This is a genomic window from Pseudomonas abietaniphila (assembly GCF_039697315.1).
Taxonomy (GTDB): domain Bacteria; phylum Pseudomonadota; class Gammaproteobacteria; order Pseudomonadales; family Pseudomonadaceae; genus Aquipseudomonas; species Aquipseudomonas abietaniphila_B.
Genome location: NZ_CP155619.1, coordinates 2309015 through 2330943 on the forward strand (window position 1 = coordinate 2309015; position 21929 = coordinate 2330943).

At 60.1% G+C, this 21929-nt stretch carries 11 protein-coding genes and 2 pseudogenes; 7 read left to right on the plus strand and 6 right to left on the minus strand.

Going from position 1 to position 21929, the window contains the following annotated elements:
• Positions 1–14: 14 nt before the first annotated feature.
• The 4 genes from pgi to ABDX87_RS10300 all read left to right on the plus strand — a co-directional run bounded on the left by pgi (position 15) and on the right by ABDX87_RS10300 (position 6312).
• Positions 15–1679, plus strand: a complete 1665-nt coding sequence (gene pgi / locus ABDX87_RS10285) for a glucose-6-phosphate isomerase (RefSeq protein WP_346832765.1) — start codon at positions 15–17, stop codon at positions 1677–1679.
• Positions 1680–1952: 273 nt separating this feature from the next.
• Complete coding sequence (gene acs, locus ABDX87_RS10290) at positions 1953–3890, plus strand: acetate--CoA ligase (RefSeq protein WP_346832766.1); 1938 nt, start codon at positions 1953–1955, stop codon at positions 3888–3890.
• 9 nt (positions 3891–3899) lie between these two features.
• Positions 3900–4769 (plus strand): oxygenase MpaB family protein, encoded by an 870-nt coding sequence (locus tag ABDX87_RS10295; RefSeq protein ID WP_346832767.1) that lies wholly within the window; start codon positions 3900–3902, stop codon positions 4767–4769.
• A 364-nt stretch (positions 4770–5133) separates the two neighbouring features.
• A complete protein-coding gene (locus tag ABDX87_RS10300) occupies positions 5134–6312 on the plus strand; it encodes an acetyl-CoA C-acetyltransferase (RefSeq protein ID WP_346832768.1) in 1179 nt (392 codons plus the stop codon).
• Between the two features lie 333 nt (positions 6313–6645).
• Here the strand turns inward: ABDX87_RS10300 and mgtA are convergent, their stop codons facing one another.
• Positions 6646–9387, minus strand: coding sequence for a magnesium-translocating P-type ATPase (gene mgtA / locus ABDX87_RS10305; RefSeq protein ID WP_346833485.1), 2742 nt, complete (start codon positions 9385–9387; stop codon positions 6646–6648).
• A gap of 720 nt (positions 9388–10107) precedes the next feature.
• Between mgtA and ABDX87_RS10310 the strand changes: the two genes are divergently transcribed.
• From ABDX87_RS10310 to ABDX87_RS10320, 3 genes are all read left to right on the plus strand, one after another.
• On the plus strand, positions 10108–11124 hold the full coding sequence (locus ABDX87_RS10310) for a class I SAM-dependent rRNA methyltransferase (RefSeq protein ID WP_346832770.1): 1017 nt from the start codon (positions 10108–10110) through the stop codon (positions 11122–11124).
• A 112-nt stretch (positions 11125–11236) separates the two neighbouring features.
• A complete protein-coding gene (locus ABDX87_RS10315; protein WP_346832771.1) occupies positions 11237–14194 on the plus strand; it encodes a DUF748 domain-containing protein in 2958 nt (985 codons plus the stop codon).
• 36 nt (positions 14195–14230) lie between these two features.
• Positions 14231–14518 (plus strand): DUF2845 domain-containing protein, encoded by a 288-nt coding sequence (locus tag ABDX87_RS10320; RefSeq protein WP_346833486.1) that lies wholly within the window; start codon positions 14231–14233, stop codon positions 14516–14518.
• Positions 14519–14669: 151 nt separating this feature from the next.
• Here ABDX87_RS10320 and ABDX87_RS29195 read toward each other — a convergent pair.
• The 5 genes and pseudogenes from ABDX87_RS29195 to ABDX87_RS10340 all read right to left on the minus strand — a co-directional run.
• A pseudogene (locus tag ABDX87_RS29195) lies at positions 14670–15185 on the minus strand (methyl-accepting chemotaxis protein); the annotation flags it as partial.
• Positions 15186–15575: 390 nt separating this feature from the next.
• Positions 15576–16349, minus strand: a pseudogene (locus tag ABDX87_RS29200) (cache domain-containing protein); the annotation flags it as partial.
• A 391-nt stretch (positions 16350–16740) separates the two neighbouring features.
• Positions 16741–18114 carry an HlyD family type I secretion periplasmic adaptor subunit gene (locus ABDX87_RS10330; RefSeq protein WP_346832773.1) on the minus strand — a complete coding sequence of 458 codons (1374 nt, stop codon included), beginning with the start codon at positions 18112–18114 and terminating at the stop codon, positions 16741–16743.
• A complete protein-coding gene (locus tag ABDX87_RS10335; protein ID WP_346832774.1) occupies positions 18104–20257 on the minus strand; it encodes a type I secretion system permease/ATPase in 2154 nt (717 codons plus the stop codon). Before ABDX87_RS10335 ends, ABDX87_RS10330 begins: the two co-directional genes overlap by 11 nt.
• Before the next feature lie 64 nt (positions 20258–20321).
• Positions 20322–21671, minus strand: a complete 1350-nt coding sequence (locus ABDX87_RS10340) for a TolC family outer membrane protein (RefSeq protein WP_346832775.1) — start codon at positions 21669–21671, stop codon at positions 20322–20324.
• Between the last annotated feature and the right edge of the window lie 258 nt (positions 21672–21929).

A 21929-nucleotide genomic window follows, 5' to 3' on the forward strand; every position in this document is an offset into this window, starting at 1 on the left:
GGAAACCCGCAGCGATGGCGTACTACCGCACTCCTCATGACGTCACTACCCTGCCCGCCTGGCAGGCGCTCTCCGACCACCGCAAAGCCATGCAGAATTTCAGCATGCGCGAGGCGTTCAACGAAGACCCGCAGCGTTTCAACGAATTCACCCTCAGCAGCGCCGGGCTGTTTCTCGACTATTCGAAAAACCTGATCACCGCAGAAACCCGCCAGTTGCTGGTCAATCTGGCCAACGAAGTGGGCCTGAAAGACGCGATCAAGGCGCAATACGACGGCGAGCTGGTCAACGCCTCCGAAGGCCGTCCGGCACTGCACACCGCGCTGCGCCGTCCGGTTGGCGACAAGCTGCTGGTCAACGGCGTCAACGTGATGCCGGAAGTGCATAAGGTACTGAACCAGATCACCGATCTGGTCGGCCGTATCCACGACGGGCTGTGGCGCGGTTACACCGAGAAACCGATCACCGATGTGGTGAACATTGGCATCGGTGGCTCATTCCTCGGCCCTGAGCTGGTGTCCGAAGCGCTACTGTCCTACGCGCAAAAAGGCGTTCGCTGCCACTATCTGGCGAACATCGACGGCACCGAGCTGCACGAGCTCACCAGCAAGCTGCGCGCTGAAACCACGTTGTTCATTGTCTCCTCCAAGACCTTCAGCACGCTGGAAACCCTGAAGAACGCGACGGCGGCCCGGGCCTGGTACCTGGCTCAAGGTGGTTCCGAAGCCGAGCTGTATCGTCACTTCATTGCGGTATCGAGCAACAATGCCGCCGCTGTGGCGTTCGGTATTCGCGAAGAAAACATTTTCCCGATGTGGGACTGGGTGGGCGGTCGTTATTCACTGTGGTCGGCCATCGGCCTGCCAATCGCCCTGGCTGTCGGCATGTCCAACTTCAAAGAACTGCTGTCCGGTGCCTACACCATGGACCAGCATTTCCAGAACGCACCTTTCGAGCAGAACATGCCGGCGCTGCTGGGTCTGCTCGGCGTCTGGTACGGCAATTTCTGGGGCGCGCAGAGCCACGCGATCCTGCCGTACGACCACTACCTGCGCAACATCACCAAGCACTTGCAACAGCTGGACATGGAGTCCAACGGCAAGAGCGTTCGCCAGGACGGCGTGCCGGTCAAAACCGACACTGGCCCTGTGATCTGGGGTGGGGTGGGTTGCAACGGTCAGCACGCGTATCACCAGTTGCTGCACCAAGGCACCCAATTGATTCCGGCCGACTTCATCGTGCCGATCGTCAGCTTCAACCCGGTGTCCGACCACCATCAGTGGCTGTACGCCAACTGCCTGTCGCAGAGCCAGGCACTGATGCTGGGCAAGACTCGCGAAGAAGCCGAGGCCGAGTTGCGTGCCAAGGGCTTGTCGGAAGACGAAGTTCAGCGCGTTGCGCCACACAAGGTCGTGCCGGGTAACCGTCCGAGCAACACCATCGTCTGCGAGCGCATCAGCCCTCGTCGCCTGGGTGCACTCGTCGCCATGTACGAGCACAAAGTGTTCGTGCAAAGCGTGGTCTGGGGCACCAACGCCTTCGACCAGTGGGGCGTGGAACTGGGCAAGGAGCTCGGCAAAGGCGTCTACAGCCGCCTTGTCGGCTCTGAAGAAACCCCGGCCGAAGACGCTTCGACCCAAGGCTTGATCAATTACTTCCGCGGTCGTCACCGCGGCTGATCCTGCCTCAGGCAACACCCCGAAACCCGCTCCCTCGCAAGAGGCGGCGGGTTTTGTGCATTTGGTGTGTTTGAAATCACGCAAATCCACTGTGGGAGCGAATTCATTCGCGATGCGCCCATGTAGGCGATTAATACGTGCCGACCGTACCGGCCTCTCGCGAATGAATTCGCTCCCACGGTTTGGCTCAGGCTCGGTCCAACCGGCCTGAACCCTCAAAAGTCCAACTACTCTGATGTCTTGTTGCAACCACAAGAAAAAACAGGAGACGCCATGTTCAATCTCAGCGATTTCCCGCAGGCCGATGCCACGCGCAAAGCCGCTCAACTGAGCGCCGACGACTATCAGCGGCTTTATCGGCAATCCATTGAACAGCCCGATGAGTTCTGGGCCGAGCAGGCCAAAAAATTCCTAGACTGGTCCACACCCTGGGATCAGGTTCAGCAATCCGACCTCAAGACCGGCACTGCGACCTGGTTCAAGGGCGGCAAGCTGAACGTCAGTTACAACTGCATCGATCGCCATCTGGAGAAACGCGGCGATCAAGTGGCGATCCTCTGGGAAGGCGATAACCCTTCAGAGTCGGCCGAAATCACCTACAAGAAGCTGCACCATAACGTTGCCCGTCTGGCGAATGTGCTGAAAGCACGTGGGGTCAAGAAAGGCGACCGTGTGTGCATTTATATGCCAATGGTTCCGGAAGCGGCTTACGCGATGCTCGCGTGTACGCGGATCGGCGCGGTGCATTCGGTGGTGTTCGGCGGGTTTTCGCCTGACGCGTTGCGCGACCGGATCCTCGATGCCGATTGCCGGACCGTGATCACCGCCGACGAAGGCGTACGCGGCGGCAAGTACGTGCCACTCAAACAGAACGTCGATAAAGCGCTGCAAAGCTGCCCAGACGTCAGCACCGTGCTGGTGATCAAACGCACCGAAGGTGCCGTTGACTGGGTCGAAGGCCGGGATATCTGGTACCACGAGGCACTGCACGGCGTTAGCGATGACTGCCCGCCAGAACCGATGGACGCCGAAGACCCGCTGTTCATCCTTTACACCTCTGGCAGCACCGGGAAACCCAAAGGCGTGTTGCACACCACTGGCGGCTATCTGTTGCAGGCGGCGATGACGCACAAATACGTGTTCGATTACCGCGATGGCGAAATCTACTGGTGCACCGCCGACGTCGGCTGGGTCACCGGTCACAGCTACATCGTCTATGGCCCACTGGCCAACGGCGCCACCACGCTGATTTTCGAAGGCGTGCCGAACTATCCAGACACGTCGCGCTTCTGGCAGGTCATCGACAAGCACGGTGTGAACATTTTCTACACCGCCCCCACCGCCCTGCGCGCCCTGATGCGTGAAGGCCCAAAACCGCTGGAAAGCACCCGTCGGGAATCCCTGCGCGTACTCGGCACCGTGGGTGAGCCGATTAACCCCGAAGCGTGGGAATGGTACTTCCACAAGGTCGGCAAAGAGCGTTGCCCCATCGTCGACACCTGGTGGCAGACGGAAACCGGCGGCATCATGCTCACCCCGCTGGTGAGTACCACGCCGCTGAAACCGGGTTGCGCCACCCAGCCGATGTTCGGGGTACAACCGGTCTTGCTGGACGACAAGGGCAAAGAGCTCGAAGGCGCAACAACCGGGTTGTTGGCCATCAAGGCCAGTTGGCCGGGTCAGATCCGGGGCGTGTACGGCGATCAGAAACGCATGGTCGAGACGTATTTCAAACCCTATCCCGGTTATTACTTTACCGGCGACGGTGCGCGCCGCGATCAGGACGGGCATTACTGGATCACCGGCCGCGTGGACGACGTCATCAATGTATCGGGCCACCGCATCGGCACTGCCGAGGTCGAGAGCGCGCTGGTGCTGCACGACAGCGTGGCCGAGGCAGCCGTCGTCGGTTATCCCCATGACGTGAAGGGCATGGGGATTTATGCGTTCGTCACGACCATGGCCGGGATTGAGCCCGACGAAGCGTTGCGCAAGGAGCTGCTGGCATTGGTCAGTAAGGAAATTGGCAGTTTCGCCAAGCCGGAGTTGATTCAGTGGGCGCCGGCCTTGCCGAAAACCCGTTCGGGTAAGATCATGCGGCGCATCCTGCGCAAGATCGCCTGCAATGAACTGGACAGCCTCGGGGATATTTCGACCCTGGCGGATTCGAGTGTGGTGGAGGGTTTGATCGAGAAGCGGCTTAACACCTGACGGGGCCCCATGGAATTCATCCGCACACGCATCGAAACCCAGGTCATGAGTATGACCGGTCTGGCCCTGGGTCAGCTCGACATGGAGAACCCCAAGGGCGATCCCGGGCTGTTCGGGCCGCAAGCGGTGTGTTGGCAGGTGCACGGCGATTTTCCCAGCATGTTGATCGGCGGCATCTGCGCCTTGATGCTGCAGATGCTCCACCCGCGCGTCTTGGCGGGTGTGTGGGATCATTCCAACTTTCGCGATGACATGCTCGGTCGACTGCGGCGGACCGGGCAGTTCATCTCGGGCACGACCTTCGGTTCCACCCACGATGCCAACTGGCTGATCGACAAGGTGCGCAACATTCATTCGCAGATCAGCGGCACCACCTTGGATGGCAGCGTGTATGCCGCGGATGATCCGGAGCTGCTGACGTGGGTGCATGTAGCGGAGGTCAGCAGCTTCATGGCTGCGCACCTGCGCTACCTGAACCCGGCGCTGTCCCTTGAGGATCAGGATCGGTATTACGCCGAAACCGCGCTGGTTGCCGAGCGCCTCGGCGCGCAACAGGTGCCACGATCGGCGCAGGAGATCGCCCGTTACCTGGACACCATGCGCCCGCAATTGCTGTGCGATGACCGCACACGCGAAGTGCTGCGGATTTTGCAGGGTGCGCCTGCACCGAGTCGTATGGCCAAGCCGATGGGCAACCTGATGAGGCGGGCCGGGATCGACTTGCTGCCCGTCTGGGCCAGCGGCCTGCTTGATATCCAGATGAGCAATTTCAAGCGCAAAATGATCCGTGCCGGCGTGAACCGCACGGCGCCCGTTCTGCGCTGGGCCGTGCGCAATGCCTCAGTTCATCGGGCCAGACGGCGGATGGGTGTGATGTGAATGCTGCCACCGCCTCTTTCCTGTAGGAGCGAGGCTCGTCCCGCGATCTGGCGCGCAGCGACAGTAAAATCAGCACCCCGTTTGTATCAGGTGAACCGCACTCGCCGGATGTGCTGCCGGTTCCCGGCAGATCGTCCGGATGCGGCCCAGACATAAGCCACGCTCCTACAGATTTTGCAGGGGCCCGGGGATGGGCGTCGAAACTCAAGTCAGCCCCGCACGAAGCAAAACGACAGAGGGCTTAAATTACCCCCGTCATTCATGCCACCATGTGCGCCCTTGATTCCGCTGTCCCGGACCGTTTTCCTCTTCAGCTTTTAGTCCGGTCCCGGCGGCCAAACCCACAACAGTGAGGATTCGTACCATGCAAGACGTCGTTATCGTTGCCGCTACCCGCACCGCGGTCGGCAGTTTCCAGGGTTCGCTGGCGAACATTCCTGCCGTTGACCTGGGCGCGGCGGTCATTCGTCAGCTTTTGGCACAAACCGGCCTGGACCCTGCGCAAGTCGACGAAGTGATCATGGGCCAGGTGCTCACGGCGGGCGCAGGTCAAAACCCTGCACGCCAGGCGTCGATCAAGGCGGGGCTGCCGTTTGCCGTGCCTGCGATGACCCTGAACAAGGTCTGCGGCTCGGGCTTGAAAGCCTTGCACCTCGGCACCCAGGCCATTCGTTGTGGCGACGCCGATGTGATCATCGCGGGCGGTCAGGAAAGCATGAGCCTGGCGAACTATGTCATGCCGGGCGCACGCACCGGTCTGCGCATGGGTCACGCGACCCTGGTCGACACCATGATCAGCGACGGTCTGTGGGATGCCTTCAACGATTACCACATGGGCATCACCGCCGAGAACCTGTCGGAAAAGTACGGCATCAGCCGTGAAGCACAGGACGCGTTCGCAGCCTCGTCGCAACAGAAAGCCGCTGCTGCCATCGAAGCCGGGCGCTTTGTCGACGAAATCACCCCGATCCTGATTCCTCAGCGCAAGGGCGACCCGGTCTCCTTCGCCACCGACGAGCAGCCGCGGGCGGGCACTACCGCCGAGTCGCTGGGCAAACTCAAGCCAGCCTTCAAGAAAGACGGCACCGTGACGGCGGGTAATGCTTCGTCGCTGAACGACGGCGCAGCGGCCGTGATCCTGATGAGTGCTAAAAAGGCCGAAGAACTGGGCTTGCCGGTCCTGGCGCGCATTGCCGCGTACGCCAACGCCGGTGTCGACCCGGCAATCATGGGCATCGGCCCGGTCAGTGCCACCCGCCGCTGCCTGGACAAGGCTGGCTGGTCGCTGGACGAGCTGGACCTGATCGAAGCCAACGAAGCGTTCGCCGCGCAATCGCTGTCGGTGGGTAAAGAGCTGGGCTGGGACATGGAAAAGGTCAACGTTAACGGCGGCGCCATCGCCATCGGCCACCCGATCGGTGCATCAGGCTGCCGCGTGCTGGTGACCCTGCTGCATGAAATGATCAAACGCGATGCGAAGAAAGGTTTGGCGACCTTGTGCATCGGTGGCGGTCAAGGCGTGGCGCTGGCGTTGGCCCGCTAACACAGCATACAAAGCCCGCTTCTGCCCGGACGGCGTAGGAGCGTGGCTTGTCCCGCGATCTGCCGGGCACCGGCAGCAAAATCAGGCGTATTCGTTGTGTCAGGTACACCGAAGTAACCGAGTTTGCTGCCGCTTCGCGCCAGATCGCGGGACAAGCCACGCTCCTACGGCCGCCGGCTAGAATCAAAAGCAATCTGTCGCCGTCCGTTTGATCGTTCCCACGCTCCGCGTGGGAATGCAGCCCCGGACGCTCCGCGTCCCCGCGCGTGTGACGCGGAGCGTCAAGAAATGCGTGCCCACGGGGGGCGTGGGCACGACCACACCGCTCAAAAATCACTGCCAACCAAACCGCTTCACGTAAAACCCTTTCACCGCCTGCGTCAGCCCCACATACGCCAGCAGAATCAGCGGCAGGATGACGAAGTACAGCGGTGGCAGCGCCTGCAGTTTGAAGTAGTGCGCCAGCGGCCCCATCGGCAGGAAGACCCCAACGGCCATGATCACCCCGGTCATCACCATCAACGGCATTGCCGCGCGGCTTTGCAGGAACGGGATTTTCGGTGTGCGGATCATGTGCACGATCAGCGTCTGCGTCAGCAGCCCCACCAAAAACCAGCCTGACTGAAACAAGGTCTGATGCTCTGGCGAGTTGGCGCCGAACACGTACCACATCACCGCAAACGTCGTGATGTCGAAGATCGAGCTGATCGGCCCGAAGAACATCATGAAACGCCCGACGTCCGCAGGCTGCCAACGCTGGGGTTTCTTCAGCAATTCCTCGTCGACGTTATCGAACGGAATGGCGATCTGCGAAATGTCGTACAGCAGGTTCTGCACCAACAGATGCATCGGTAGCATCGGCAGGAACGGAATAAACGCGCTCGCCACCAGCACGGAGAACACATTGCCGAAGTTCGAACTGGCCGTCATCTTGATGTACTTGAGCATGTTGGCGAAGGTCCGACGCCCTTCCAGCACACCCTCCTCCAGCACCATCAGGCTCTTTTCCAGCAGGATGATGTCCGCCGCTTCCTTGGCGATGTCCACGGCGCTGTCCACGGAAATCCCGATATCGGCAGTCCGCAACGCTGGCGCATCGTTGATCCCGTCTCCCATGAACCCGACCACATGCCCGTTGGCTTTGAGCAGCCGAACGATGCGTTCTTTATGTGACGGGGTCAGCTTGGCAAACACATTGGTGGTCTCCACCGCCACCGCCAGCTCGGCATCACTCATGCGCTCGACGTCGCCACCGAGCAGCAGACCTTGGCGTTCCAGCCCTACTTCACGGCAGATCTTGGCGGTGACACGCTCGTTGTCCCCGGTCAGCACTTTTACCGCGACGCCATGATCGGCCAGGGCCTTGAGTGCAGGCGCGGTGCTTTCTTTGGGCGGGTCGAGAAACGCGACATACCCGATCAGCGTCAGGTCGCTTTCATCGGCCAAGCCATACGCGTCGCGACCTTGCTCCATGGAACGGGCGGCCACCGCCACCACGCGCAGCCCTTCGTCGTTGAATTCAGCCGTCACCTCCATGATGCGCTTGAGCAATTCTGGAGTCAGCGCTTCGTCCACTTCGCCGTGACGCACGCGCTTGCACACGGCCAGAACCTCCTCCAGCGCGCCTTTGCAGATCAGCAGATGCGCCTGCCCTTGCTCCTGCACCACCACGGACATGCGCCGCCGAGTGAAATCAAAGGGCACTTCATCGACCTTGCTGAAGTGGGTTCCGACCCGCAGTTCACGGTGGATTTCCACGTGTTCCAGCACGGCGACATCCAGCAGATTTTTCAAGCCGGTCTGGTAGTAACTGTTGAGATAAGCCATTTCCAGCACGTCGTCGGACTCATCGCCCCAGACGTCGACATGCCGCGCCAGGAAAATCTTGTCCTGGGTCAGGGTGCCGGTCTTGTCGGTGCACAGCACGTCCATGGCGCCGAAGTTCTGGATCGCGTCCAGGCGTTTGACGATGACTTTTTTGCGCGACAGAAACACTGCCCCCTTGGCCAACGTCGAGGTGACGATCATCGGTAGCATTTCCGGGGTCAGCCCGACCGCGATGGAGAGCGCGAACAGCAACGCTTCCATCCAGTCGCCCTTGGTGAAACCGTTGATGAACAGCACCAGCGGCGCCATGACGAACATGAAGCGAATGAGCAACCAGCTGACTTTGTTGACCCCGGCCTGAAAGGACGTTGGCGCGCGGTCGGTGGCGCTGACCCGTTGAGCCAGCGCGCCGAAATAGGTGTGGTTGCCGGTCGCCAGAATCACCCCGGTCGCCGATCCCGACACCACGTTGGTGCCCATGAACAGGATGTTTTCCAGGTCCAGCGGGTTGCCGGTGTCGCCCTCCTGCCGACGCGCGAATTTTTCCACCGGCATCGATTCCCCGGTCATCGCAGCCTGACTGACAAACAGATCCTTGGCGCTGAGCACGCGGCAATCGGCCGGGATCATGTCGCCAGCGGACAGCACGATCAGGTCGCCCGGCACCAATTGCTTGATGGGCAATTCGATGCGTTGTTTGCCGCCGCCGTTGACCTGCGCGTCATCCTGCGAAACGTCCGCGCGGCGCATCACGGTCGCGGTGTTGCTGACCATGGCTTTCAGCGCATCGGCCGCCTGATTGGAGCGGGTTTCCTGCCAGAAACGCAGCAGCGTCGAGAGCACCACCATCGAGAAAATCACGGTGGCGGCTTTCATGTCCTCGGTCAGCCACGAGATGAAGGCGAGCAAGGTCAGCAGCAGGTTGAAGGGGTTTTTGTAGCAGTGCCACAGGTGCACCCACCACGGCAGCGGTTGTTCGTGCTCGACTTCGTTCAGGCCGTGCTGCTCGCGCAACGCCAAGGCTTCGGTTTCAGTGAGACCTTCGCCATGACTGCCCAAACGCGTCAGCAGTTCGGTGGCGTCGCTGGTAGCACCTTGGGTCAGGGTTTGGGCCAGGGTTGGCGGGACTTCGCGGCTGACGGTGGCGTCGGTCACGCTCTCGAGCATCGCCAGCCGGCGAAAGTGCCGGCCAAAATGGCGGGTGCGCAGAAAGCCTGCGAAAAACTCTCTGAGGAGGGCGAGCTTCAGGGTGGTGTACTTCATGGCTGTGTCCCCTGGACTGAAGGGCTTACGACTAAAAGGCCCAGGCAGGTACGGCCGACCGCACGTGAATCCTCGCAAGGAAAGACACGCAAGGTGTGGCCCGCGACCCTGAAGGCCGCGCGGGTGTAACGTCAGGAATGGGACAGGGCGCTCCATCTGCAGCCGCCCGGCTTGCAGACGGTGGCGATCTCAAGGACGCCCCCGCCGGCAAGCAGGACTGCTACGGGAGTAAAAGCACTGCCGTTTCTCGCGATTGTCGGCGAGCGAACGGCAGCAAAATGACTGCGCGTTAACTCGCCGAGAATGGGCCGGTCATCGAAACCGGCTGACGTCTGTCACTCGAACAAGTACCCACTGTGGGTCTCCGCATTGGTTGAAAACGGGCGAAGAATACGCCCGGCTTTCAGGAGTGTAAACGGCCATTACACGCCCGCCAGGACTATCGCGCGGGGCTTCAGGAAAGGTTCAGGAAAGCTTAAAAACACCCGTTGTAGGAGCGTGGCTTGTCCCGCGATCGGCCGCGAAGCGGTCGTATATCAGACGCGCCTTACGTACCTGATACAACTGGCGCGCATGGTTTTACTGCTGCTGCGCAGCAGATCGCGGGACAAGCCACGCTCCTACAGTTGCTCGGGCGTCAGTCACACCCGCACAAGTCAAACTGCTAAACTCGCACGCCCTTATTCCCGCACCAAGGCGCCGTGCATGTCTTCGTTGAATCAGGCGCTCAGCGTCGCCCTCGATAACCGTCAATCCCTGCTCGCTGAGCTGCATGCCCAAGGCACCGACTGTTATCGCCTGTTCCACGGCAGCCAGGAAGGCGCGAGTGGTTTGACCATCGACCGTTATGGCCCGCAGTTGCTGGTGCAAAGCTTTCACAACAGCCTCGATCGCGAGGCGCTGTTGGCGCTGCACACCGCCATCAACGCGCGTCTGGGTCTGGAGCTGATGCTGGTCTACAACGATCGCTCGCAAGGCAATTCGCGGATCGACCGTAGCGATGCCGTTTACAAGGCAGACGATGCGGCGCTGGAGGATCTGGTCGGGCACGAATGGGGTTTGAACTATCGCGTCCGTGGCCGTCATACAGGCCAGGATCCCCTGCTGTTTCTTGACCTGCGCAACGCCCGGGGCTGGGTGAAGGATCACGCTAAAGGCAAAAGCGTGCTCAACCTGTTCGCCTACACCTGCGGTGTCGGCCTGAGCGCTGCTGCCGGTGGCGCCAGCGAGGTCTGCAATCTGGACTTCGCCGAGGGCAATCTGGCGGTGGGTCGCGAGAACGGGCTGCTCAACCCGCAGTTAGCGCCAATGCAGTTCATTCAGTCCGATTACTTTCCGGCGATCCGCCAGCTCGCGGGGCTGCCGATCGCTTCGCGTCGCGGACAGAAGCTGCCATCGTACGCGCGACTGGATCAACGCCAGTTCGACCTGGTGCTGCTCGATCCACCGGCGTGGGCGAAGAGTGCCTTCGGCACCGTGGATTTGCTGCGCGACTACCAGAGCCTGCTGAAACCGGCGTTGCTGACCACCGCTGAAGACGGCGTGCTGATCTGCTGCAACAACCTCGCAAAAGTGAACATGGATGAGTGGCGCGACCAGGTGTTGCGATGTGCGAGCAAGATTGGCCGTCCCGTGCGTGACTGCCAGACCCTTGCACCCGGCGCCGACTTTCCGTCGATGGACCAGCAGCCACCGCTCAAGACATTGATCTTGCAGCTCTGATCACTTACTGACTGCAAGGAAATTTCCCACAGGGTTTGCGGACGACGCCTTCGGAACCAGATTGACGTGCCATACTCAAAGGCACCTCAGATCGAGAGAGTTGGCGACCTACATGCCCAAAGGATTGAAACGCGCCATCGGCGCCTTGCTGGCCGTCTTCGCAGTTTATAGCCTGCTGGGGTTTCTGATCCTGCCAGGCATTGCGTTACGGGTGATCAATCAACAGCTGGCGAACTACGCCACGGTCCCGGCAAAGCTGGACCGTCTTGAGCTCAATCCCTACAGCTTGAAAGTAACGCTCTGGGGCTTGAACATCGGCGCGCCGGGCAAGGAACAGATTGGTTTCGAGCGCCTGTTCGCCGACCTGCAGATTGACAGCCTGTGGACCAAAGCCCTGCACCTGCAGGCAGTTGAACTGGACAAGCCTAAGGTCGAGCTGCTGTTTTCCAAAGATGGCACCCTCAATCTGGCGGGTCTGTTCAAGCTGCCGCCCGGCGAACCGGCCAAGCCTGACGAAGCACCGAGCAAGCCATTTCCGCTGCGCGTGGATGAGATCAAACTGGCGGGCGGCAATGTGCATTTTCAGGACTTGCGCCCCAGCGAGCCCATCGAATTTCTGTACGACGAACTGAATTTCGAACTGAAAAACCTCAGCACCCTGCCCGAAGACAACGCCGACATGACGCTTGTGGCCGCTGGACCTGAGGGTGGCCAGATCGACTGGGTTGGCCGCATCAGCCTGGTGCCGATCACGTCCGAAGGCACACTCAAAATCACCGACGGCAAGATGAAAGTCTGGTGGCCCTATGTGCGCGACGCTCTGCCACTGGTGCTCAAGGACGGCGTGCTCAACTTCAATACCCATTACACACTCAGCCTGGCCAAGGAAACCGAGATGCGGCTGGACAACACGTCCCTCAGCGTCGCGCCCTTCGCCATCGACGCGCCTGACGGCCGACCCTTGGTGCGCCTGAAGAACCTGGAAGTGAGCGATACCTCGATCGATCTGGCGAAACAGCTGGTCACCGTAGGGAAAATCCGCAGTCAGGGTCTGGAAACGTGGGCGGCGCGAGAGGCTGACGGCCAGCTTGACTGGCAGAAACTGTTCGCCGCGCAGCCGTCCAAGGCCCAGGAAAAGAAAGCCGAGGCGGCTAAAAAGGAGCCCGCTACCGCCACCAGCGCCGAGACCACAGCGAAAACAGAAGCCGCAGCGCCGAGCAAACCCTGGCAGGTATTGCTGCGTGATACCCAGCTGCGCGATTACCGCATCCATCTGGCGGACAAAGTGCCGAAGGAACCCGTGGCGATCGACGTCGGTCCGCTGAATCTGGACCTGACCCATTTCGACAGCCTCAACCAATCGCCCTTCAACATCAAGCTGGACACCGGCCTGGGCAAGCAAGGCAAGCTGACGGCCGAGGGTGAGGTGAACCTGGCGCCGGTTCGCGCCAAACTCAACGTGACCACGCGCGACATCGACCTGCGTGTCGCGCAATCCTATGTCACGCCGTTCATTCGGCTGGAAGTGCGCAGCGGCATGCTCAACACCGATCTGGCGGTAGACCTGAAAAGCACCGAGCCGCTGGCGCTGGGTATCACCGGCAAAGCACAGGTGGATCAGTTGCACACGCTGGACACCCTCAAATCGCGGGACTTCGTGAAGTGGGAGCGCGTCAACGTCGAGGGTCTGAACTTCCAGCTTGGCGACAGCCTGAGCATTGCCTCGATCAATCTCGAACAGCCGTACGCACGCTTCGTGATCGCCGACGACCGCACCACCAACATCGACGATTTGCTGATACCGCAGCCTGCTGACAGCAAGCCTGCAGCCGCCAAAACCAAGTCAACCGCCAGCGCCGAAAAACCGATGGGTATTCATATCGGCGAGGTGAACATCAACAACGGTTCGGCCAATTTCGCCGACTTCAGCCTCACGCCCAATTTCGCGACGGCCGTGCAGCAGCTCAACGGGAAAATCGGCACGCTGGACAACCGTCAGGACAAGCCAGCGCCCGTGGACATCAAGGGCAAGGTCGACCGCTATGCGCCTGTCACGATCAAAGGTGCGCTCAATCCGTTCAACCCCCTCGCCAGTCTGGACATCGCGACCAGTTTCAAGCGTGTCGAGCTGACCACGTTGACGCCCTACTCCGGCAAGTTCGCGGGTTATCGCATTCGCAAAGGCCGACTGAACCTGGACCTGCATTACCTGATCACCAAGGGTCAGCTCAAAGCCGAGAACAAGGTGGTGGTCGAGCAACTGCAACTGGGTGAAAAGGTCGACAGCCCGGATGCCGTGAACCTGCCGCTGAAACTGGCGATTGCCTTGCTCAAGGACGTCGACGGCAAGATTTCCATCGAGTTGCCGGTCACCGGTGATTTGAACAACCCGCAGTTCAGTGTGATGCCGATCGTCTGGCAGACCCTGCGCAATCTGGTGGTGAAAGCCGCTGCCGCACCGTTCAAATTCATCGGCGGTCTGATCAGCGGAGGCGGTTCAGAAGACCTGGGCACTGTGTCGTTCGCTGCAGGTTCGGACGAGTTGAACAGCGACGCCCAGGCCTCACTGGACAAACTGGCTGCAGCGCTGAAAGCACGCCCGGCGCTGCGTCTCGAGATCGAAGGCACCAGCGCCGAAGCCAGTGACGGCCCGCTGATCGCCCAACAGCGTCTTGAGCGCGAATACCAGAGCACCTATTACAAGATCCTTCAGCGCCGAGGCGACAAGGTGCCGGCGCAAGCCGCCGACCTGAAAGTGCCGGACGATGAAAAGCCGCCAATGCTCGAAGGCATCTACCGCACGCGCCTGAAGGGTCAACCGCCGGCCGAGTGGGTTGATCTGGGCAAGGAAGAGCGGCAGAACAAGATGCGCGAGGCAGTACTCAAATCCTGGAGCTCGAGCGCACTGTTGCTGCGTCAGCTTGGCCAGGCCCGTGCCGGCAGCATCAAGGACTATTTGGTGGACAAGGGACAATTGGCGGACGAGCGGGTCTACTTCGTTGACGCCAGTCTCGGTCAACCCGAAAAAGACGGTCGCGTCGTCAGCCCCCTGCATCTGGACAGTGAGTAACGACTTTTGAAGAGTGTGTTAGCGAAGACCGTGCTGATGCTCGGTCTGACAGCAACGGCGGCCTTCGCTCAGGCGGCGACCGACACCTTGAGGTGTGGCAGTCAGCTGATCAGCGTCGGCGACCGGATGTTCGAAGTGCAACAGAAATGCGGCCAGCCCGTCAGCCAGGACATTGTCGGCTACAAGGAAACGGTCAACCATTTCCGTCAGGTCGATCAGGTGCAGGTCCAGGAATGGATCTACGGCCCGAACAACGGCATGTATCAGTATTTGCGGTTCGAAGGCGGCCGATTGGTGCGGATCGACAGCAAGCGAGGGCGGTAAGCCTCCACGGGACTTCGAACATCACTACCGTCCGTGTGGGAGTGAGCTTGCTCACGAAAGCTGAGTTCCATCCGATGAAGATGTTGCGGATGGACCGGCGTCTTCGCGGGCAAGCGCGTTCCTACAAGAGCTGGCAGCGCCCAAACACGCTTTAAATCCTGAACTGCTTCACCAGCCCACCCAATCGATCACCCAGCTCCGTCAGGCTGCGTGCCGTTTGCGCGCCGCTTTGTGCGTCGTCGGCCACGCTGTCCACGGCCTGGGCAATCTGGGTCATGCTGCGGCTGATTTCCTCGGCGACAGCGGTCTGTTCTTCCGATGCGCTGGCGATCTGCGCGTTCATGTCGTTGATGGTCTCGATCAACTGACTGATCGCATCGAGCGACGTCCCTGCCTCGTTCGCCAAGTCACCGGTGGTCTTGCCGGTGTCGCTGGAACGGCTCATCGCAACCGTGGCTTCCTGGGCGCCGCGTTGCAGCGAGGTGATCATTTCGTGGATTTCCTGGGTGCTTTGCTGAGTACGGCTGGCCAAGGCGCGAACTTCATCGGCGACCACCGCGAACCCACGCCCCGCGTCCCCTGCCCGCGCCGCCTCAATGGCAGCGTTGAGCGCCAGCAGGTTGGTCTGTTCGGCCACCGAGCGAATCACATCCACCACGGTCGCGATGGACTGCACGTCCTGGCGCAGGTGATCCAGCGAGGAACTGCTTTCGCCGATTTCGCCGATCAACGCATGAATACTGTCGATGCTCTTGTTCACGACGGACTTGGCGTCCGAGCCGACGTCGCTGGTCTTGCGTGCTGCCTGGGAAGCCCCTTGCGCACTGATGGACACCTGATGCGCCGCTGAAGACATCTCATGAATGGCCGTCGCGACCTGATCGGTCTCCTGACGCTGACGCCCCATCGCTTCTTCCGACCGTTGTGCCTGCGAGGACATATCGTTCACCAACCCGTTGAGCTGGCCGGTCATTTCGGCGATCTGTCGGACCAGCCCGTGAATTTTCTCGACGAACTGGTTGAACGACTTGGCCAATGCGCCCAGTTCGTCGTTGCTGGTTTCCGGCAGGCGTCGGGTCAGGTCGCCATCACCCGCGGCGATGTCGTCCAGGTTCTGCTTGATCACCAGCACCGGCTTGACCAGCCCGTTGCCAATCAGCACACCCAACAGCGCCACCACCGCCAGGAACACCGCCACGATTGCCACGATCAACGCGGCCGAAGAGCCGATCCGGCTTTGCGTCGATGCCTCGATGGCGGCCACCTGATTGTCGATGTCGTCGAGGTTAGCCTGCGTTCCGAACGCCAGGTCCCACTTCTGCAGGTAGCTGGTGTAGCCCAGTTTCGGAATCGGCTTGTCGCTGCCCGGCGTCGGCCAGTCGTAGCGGAAGAAATGCGTCCCGTCTTTGGCCTTGTCCACCAGGCCACGAATCACGTACACGCCGTTGGCATCTTTGGCTTCGGAGAAGTTCTTGCCGATGTCCAGGTCCTTGTCCGACCAGAACACCCGCACGTACTGCGAGTTGTAGCCAAAAAAGTAACTGGCCTTGTCATATTGCAGGCTCTTGAGCACCTTGAGCGCCCGATCACGGGCTTCCATGTCGCCCGGCGCAGAGGCATCGTAGATCGGTTTGATCGCAGCTTCGCCAATCTGCTGATAATTCTTGAGCGACAGCTTGCGCTCCTCCAGCAGCAGCGCGCGGGTCTGCTCGACTTCCTGAGCGGCCAGTTTCTGCAGCACGACCCACGTGATGCAACTGATCACCGCGGCCAGCAAGAGGCTCGGAATGATGGCGAGGAGAATGACCTTACGGCGTAGGTTCAACGTCACGACGATTTCCTTTGTATGCAGGAAGTATCATTTTTGATGATAAAAAATGACCAGTAGCTCTTGTGGTTAATGGCCGCGTTGACGACAGGTTCAACTCACCGTATCGCTGTTTTGCCCCGGATCTTTAGGGGAAAACACAATAAATTACGACCGAAATATGTCACAAGGCTACTATCCCTAAGGATGATCGACAGCCGAGAGGGAAGCGTGATGGGTATGTGTTTGGATAAGGGTGCTGGCGGGGTAATACGAGGTGCTTTTCATGCTGGCCGCAGGCCGTAGAAGCAAGCTTGCTCGCGAAGTCCCGGCATCAGTCACTGAATGTGTGTCTGATTGACCGGCCTCTTCACGAGCAAGCTCGTTCCCACAGGATCACATGGCGTACAGGCGATCAACGCTCGTGCAATGCCTCGGCGCGAGCCTTCAGGACCGGCTTGAGCAGGTAGCTGAGGATGCTTTTCTTGCCGGTGATGATGTCCACCGAAGCGACCATGCCGGGAATGATCAGCAACGGATGCTCATCGGTCCCCAGGTGGCTGCGGTCGGTGCGCAGCTTGATCACGTAGAACGTGTTTTTCTTCTCTTCGTCCTGAATGGTGTCGGCACCAATCTGTTCCAGCTTGCCTTTGAGGCCACCATAAATGGTGTAGTCATAGGCCGTGAACTTGATCATCGCTTCCTGACCTGGATGCAGGAACGCAATGTCCTGCGGGCGGATGCGCGCTTCGACCAACAAGGTGTCGTCCAACGGCACGATTTCGGCGATGTCGCTGCCCGGCTGAATAACGCCACCCACGGTATTGACCAGCATTTGCTTGACGATACCGCGCACCGGCGAGGTGACCATGGTCCGGTTGACCCGGTCTTCCAGGCCTTTGGCCGTCGACTGCGCCTTGGAAAGGTTGGTGCGTGCCTCGTTGAGCTGGGTCAGCGCGTCGCTGCGAAACTTGCCGCGCGTCTCGTCGATCTTGCGCTGCACTTCGGCAATCGCGGCCTGAGCGCGGGGAATCGCCAGCGTGGTGCCGTCCAGTTGACCGCGGGTCTCCACTTCCGAACGCTTCAAACGCAGGATATCCACAGGTGATACCGCGCCCTGTGCCACCAACGGTTCGGACATGCCGATCTCCTGGCGCAGAAGGTTCAGGCTGTTGCGGTATTGCTCCTGTTTGGAGCCAAACTCGCGCAGCTCCTGCTGGCGCTGGATCAGTTGCTGTTGCAGGCCACCAACCTCGTCAACCAGTTGCTGACGACGACTCTTGTACAAGGACTCTTCGTTGGCAGCCTGATTGGCGGCGGTTTTGCGCGCCTCGGCACTGATGTTCAGCGGACGGTCATCGACCTCCGCACTCAGACGCTCGACGCGCAACTCCATCGCCACGCGATCGGCCTCGGTTTCACCGACGTTGGAGGCAAAACGGGTGTCGTCCAGACGAATCAGCGGCGCGCCTGCGTCAACGATCTCGCCATCCCGCGCGTAGATCTGAGCGACGATACCGCCTTCAAGGTTCTGGATCTTCTGGATCTTGGTTGAAGGGATCGCCTTGCCTTCGCCCTTGGTCACTTCGTCGATCACGGCAAAGTTGGCCCACAGCACCAGGAAGGTGAAAAACAGAATGACCGCCCAGATGGTCAGCCGGACGATACGCGGGGCGTCATCGACCAGGGCCTTTTTGACTTCAGGCATCGGCTGCCCGTCGAGGGACTGCGAACCTCTGAAATAGCCGAACAGCCCACCGCCGGAATTTGGACCCGATTTAAGCAACACTGATCTGCCCCTTCTTCAACGCTTCCATCACGGCGGCTTTCGGGCCGTCGGCGAGAATCTGGCCACGGTCGATGACCAATAGGCGGTCGACCAGCGTGAGCAGCGAGGCTCGGTGTGTCACAAGAATCACGGTCTTTTTCTCGATAACGGCTTGCAGACGCTGCTTCAAGCGCTCCTCACCGGTGTTGTCCATGGCGCTGGTCGGTTCGTCCAGCAACAAAATCGGCGGGTTCAGCAACAGGGCCCTGGCCAGAGCAACGTTCTGACGCTGCCCGCCAGACAGGTTCTGTCCACGCTCGCCGACTTGCAGCTCATACCCTTGCGGGTGCAGGCGGGCAAACTCATGCACGCCCGCCAGCTCACCGGCTTGCAGCACCATCTCATCGTCCACGTAACGCGCACCGGAAATCAGGTTGTCGCGCAGCGTGCCCGACAGCAACTGGATGTCCTGAGGGACGTAACCGATGTTGTGGCGCAGTTCGCTGACGTCGATCTGGCGAATGTCGACGCCGTCGACCAACAGCGAGCCCTCGTCCGGCTGATACAGGCCGACCAACAGCTTGGCCAGCGAGCTTTTGCCCGAGCCGCTGCGGCCGATGATGCCGATCCGCTCGCCCGGACGAACCACCAGGTTGATGTTCTTCAACGCCAGGGTCTGCTGATTCGGGTAGGTGAAGTCGACGTTGCGGAATTCCATCGCGCCCTGCAGCACCTGACGGCTCAACGGGCGCTCTTCGAAGTTGCGCTCTTGTGGCAACTCCATCATCTGGTCCACCGACACCATGGTCACTTTGGCCTGCTGATAACGCGTCAGCAGACCCGACAACTGCGCCAATGGGCCCAGCGCGCGGCCACTGAGCATGTAGCACGCCACCAAGCCGCCCATGCTCAGGTTGCCGTCGATGATCATGTACACACCGAAGCAGATCATCGCCACGCCCGCCAGTTGCTGGATGAGCAAGGTGATGTTCATCGCCAGACCGGACAGGATCTTGACCCGCAACTCCAGGCGACTAAGGGTGCCAATGGTCTGTTCCCACTGGTACTGACGCTCGCTTTCAGCGTTGTTGACCTTGACCGCGTCCAGGCCGGACAGGGTTTCGATCAGACTCGACTGACGCTCGGCGCCCAGTGCCATGGTGCGTTCCAGTGTGGCGGTCAAAGGCTTTTGCAGCAGGTGGCCGATGCCCAGCGCGAGCGGGAACGCCACAATCGGAATCCACACCAGATGCCCGCCGAGCAGCGCGATCACCAGGAGGATGATCAAGGTGAACGGCAGGTCGATCAGGCTGGTCAGGGTCAGCGACGTCAAAAAGTCGCGCATGCCCTGGAATTCATGAATGTTCTGGGCGTAGCTGCCGACGCGCGCCGGACGGAATTTCATCGCCATGCCGACGATGCGCTCGAACAGCGTGGCGGAAATGATCAGGTCGGTTTTCTTGCCCGCCAGGTCCAGGCACAGGCTGCGCAGGCCTTTAAGCAAGAGGTCGAACAGGTAGGCGCCGCAGATACCGGCCGCCAATACCCACAACGTCGCGGTCGCCTGATTCGGCACCACGCGGTCGTAGACGTTCATGACAAACAGAGGCGCCGCCAGAGCGATCAGGTTGATCACCAGGCTTGCAGCGATCGCGTCGGCGTAGAGCCAGCGCGACAGCTTGAGGGTGTCTTTGAACCAGGACCTCGCTCGAGGAATGAGCGAGCCTTGGGTCACGTCAAACTTGTGTTGCGGTTGGGCGAAGAACACCTTGCCGCTGTAATCCTGAGCCAGCGCTTCACGCTCGACCCGGACTTCGCCGCCGTCGCTTTCGCTGATCAGCAGCCGCGCCGCATCGCCTTCCCAACCCAACAGCACCGCGCAACGCCCTTCCTTCAAGAGGAGCATCGCGGGCAAGGCAATGGCGGGAATCTGTTCGAGCCTGCGCACCAGCAGACGTCCTTGCAAACCGGCCCGAGCCGCTGCGCGGGGCAGCAGATCAGGGCTCAGGCGCTGGTCCGGCAACGGCAAGCCGGTGCTCAGCATCGCCCGGCTCGCCGGTTTGTGGTGCAAGGCGCAGAGTGTCAGCAGGCCATCCAGCAACGGATCATCATGCTGGCTGCGTGGGTCATGACCTAGTTGGGCAGAAGGTAATTCCAAATCCACGCTGACACTCTCTTTAGCTCTAACAGTTAAAAGAACCTGGCTCCTGACACACGCGCGTCAAGAATCAGTTCATGCCCGGCAGTTTGACTGTCGGTTTCACATCGTTCTGCACAACCGATGCCAGCGGAGCCACGACGCCCTGGCTTTTCAGCAAGGTGCCGATGTCTGCTTGAATGCGGTATTGGGTGTACGTTTTCAGGCTCTGCAGTTGCACCAGACGCTGTTGCGCGGTGAACAACTCGTTCTCGCTGTCGAGAAGGTCGAGCAGAGTACGCTCTCCGAGGCTGAATTGCTGCTGATACGACGTACGGACGCTGGTTGCCCGATCAACGTATTGCTGAGCGATCGGCACTTGCTGGGAAGCGTTGTTATAGGCGTTCCAGGCCAGGCCCAGTTCTTCGTTCAACTGACGCAGTGCGTTGTTGCGGATGTCCAGTGCCTGCGAAGCCAGGTAAGACTTGGACGTCAGGTCAGCTTTGTTGCTGCCGCCGGCATACAGGTTGAACTGCATGCGCACCATTGCTTCCCAACCATTGTTGTGGCCTTCGTCGCCGCCGACGTTGTTGTCGGCATTGCGGCCCAGGTCCAGGTCAAAGCGCGGGGAGAAGGTCGACTTGGCAGCGCTGTATTGTTTCTCGGCAGCGGCGATGTCCGCTTCAGCCGAACGCAGCACCGGGCTGTTGTCGAGCATCTGGCGGCGCGCTTCCTGCAGATCGGCTGGCATCAGCGCGAACGGCGCTGGCTTTTCCAGCTGATCCGGCACGATACCCACGGCGCTCAGATAGTTGGTCTGGGCGTCAGCCAGGTTGGTCTGTTCGGTGATCAGGTTGTTCTGGGCCTGTGCCAAACGGGCGTCGGCCTGATCCATATCCGCCATTCGTCCGACACCACGACTGGTGCGCAACTTGATCTGATCGTAGATACGTTCGTGACTTTTAAGGTTTTCTTGCGCCAGGCGAACCATCTCGCGCTGTGTAAGAACATCGATATAGACCTGCGCAACTGTCAGCGCAGTGCGCTCGGAAGTATTCAACAAAGAATACGCCCGAGAATTGGCGGTGGCTTGTTGACGCCCAACTTCGTTACTTGTTGCGAACCCATCAAAGAGCATTTGACGAAGACGTATGGCAGACTCGCCGCGGTTCATGGTCTTCCAGTCGTTATTGCCACTTTCCGCACGCGTGGACGGGGTGTCAGATCCCGCACGGCCGTACCCCGCTGTCACGTCGACACGCGGCAGGTAACCACCCTTCGCCGCACGAACCGCGTAGTCCTGCGCGATACGGGCGTTCACGCCTGCCTGCACCTCAGGGTGTTCTTGCATGGCCTTCTGCATGGCTTCTGGCAGGGTTTGTGCCTGCACGAAGCCGACTGTCAGAACAAAGGGTACAGCAGTGAGAAATTGCACACGCATGTTGGTTCTTCCCGAGAACGTACTTGTTCGAAAACGCAGTATTAATAACTGCATTGCAAGAGAGGCTTGTGTAGGAGATCGGCGGCGTCAGGCTGTTCTGAAGGGTCTCTGGGAGCGAACAACAGAAATACACGATCTCAGAAAATATCAATGTGACATTACGGGGGCGATTGTTTAGGATGTCGCCCAATAGGTCAATAGTTTGGCAGAAAGTTAATGAGTATCCGCTAAAAAGGATGCAAATAAATTGACGTCAAA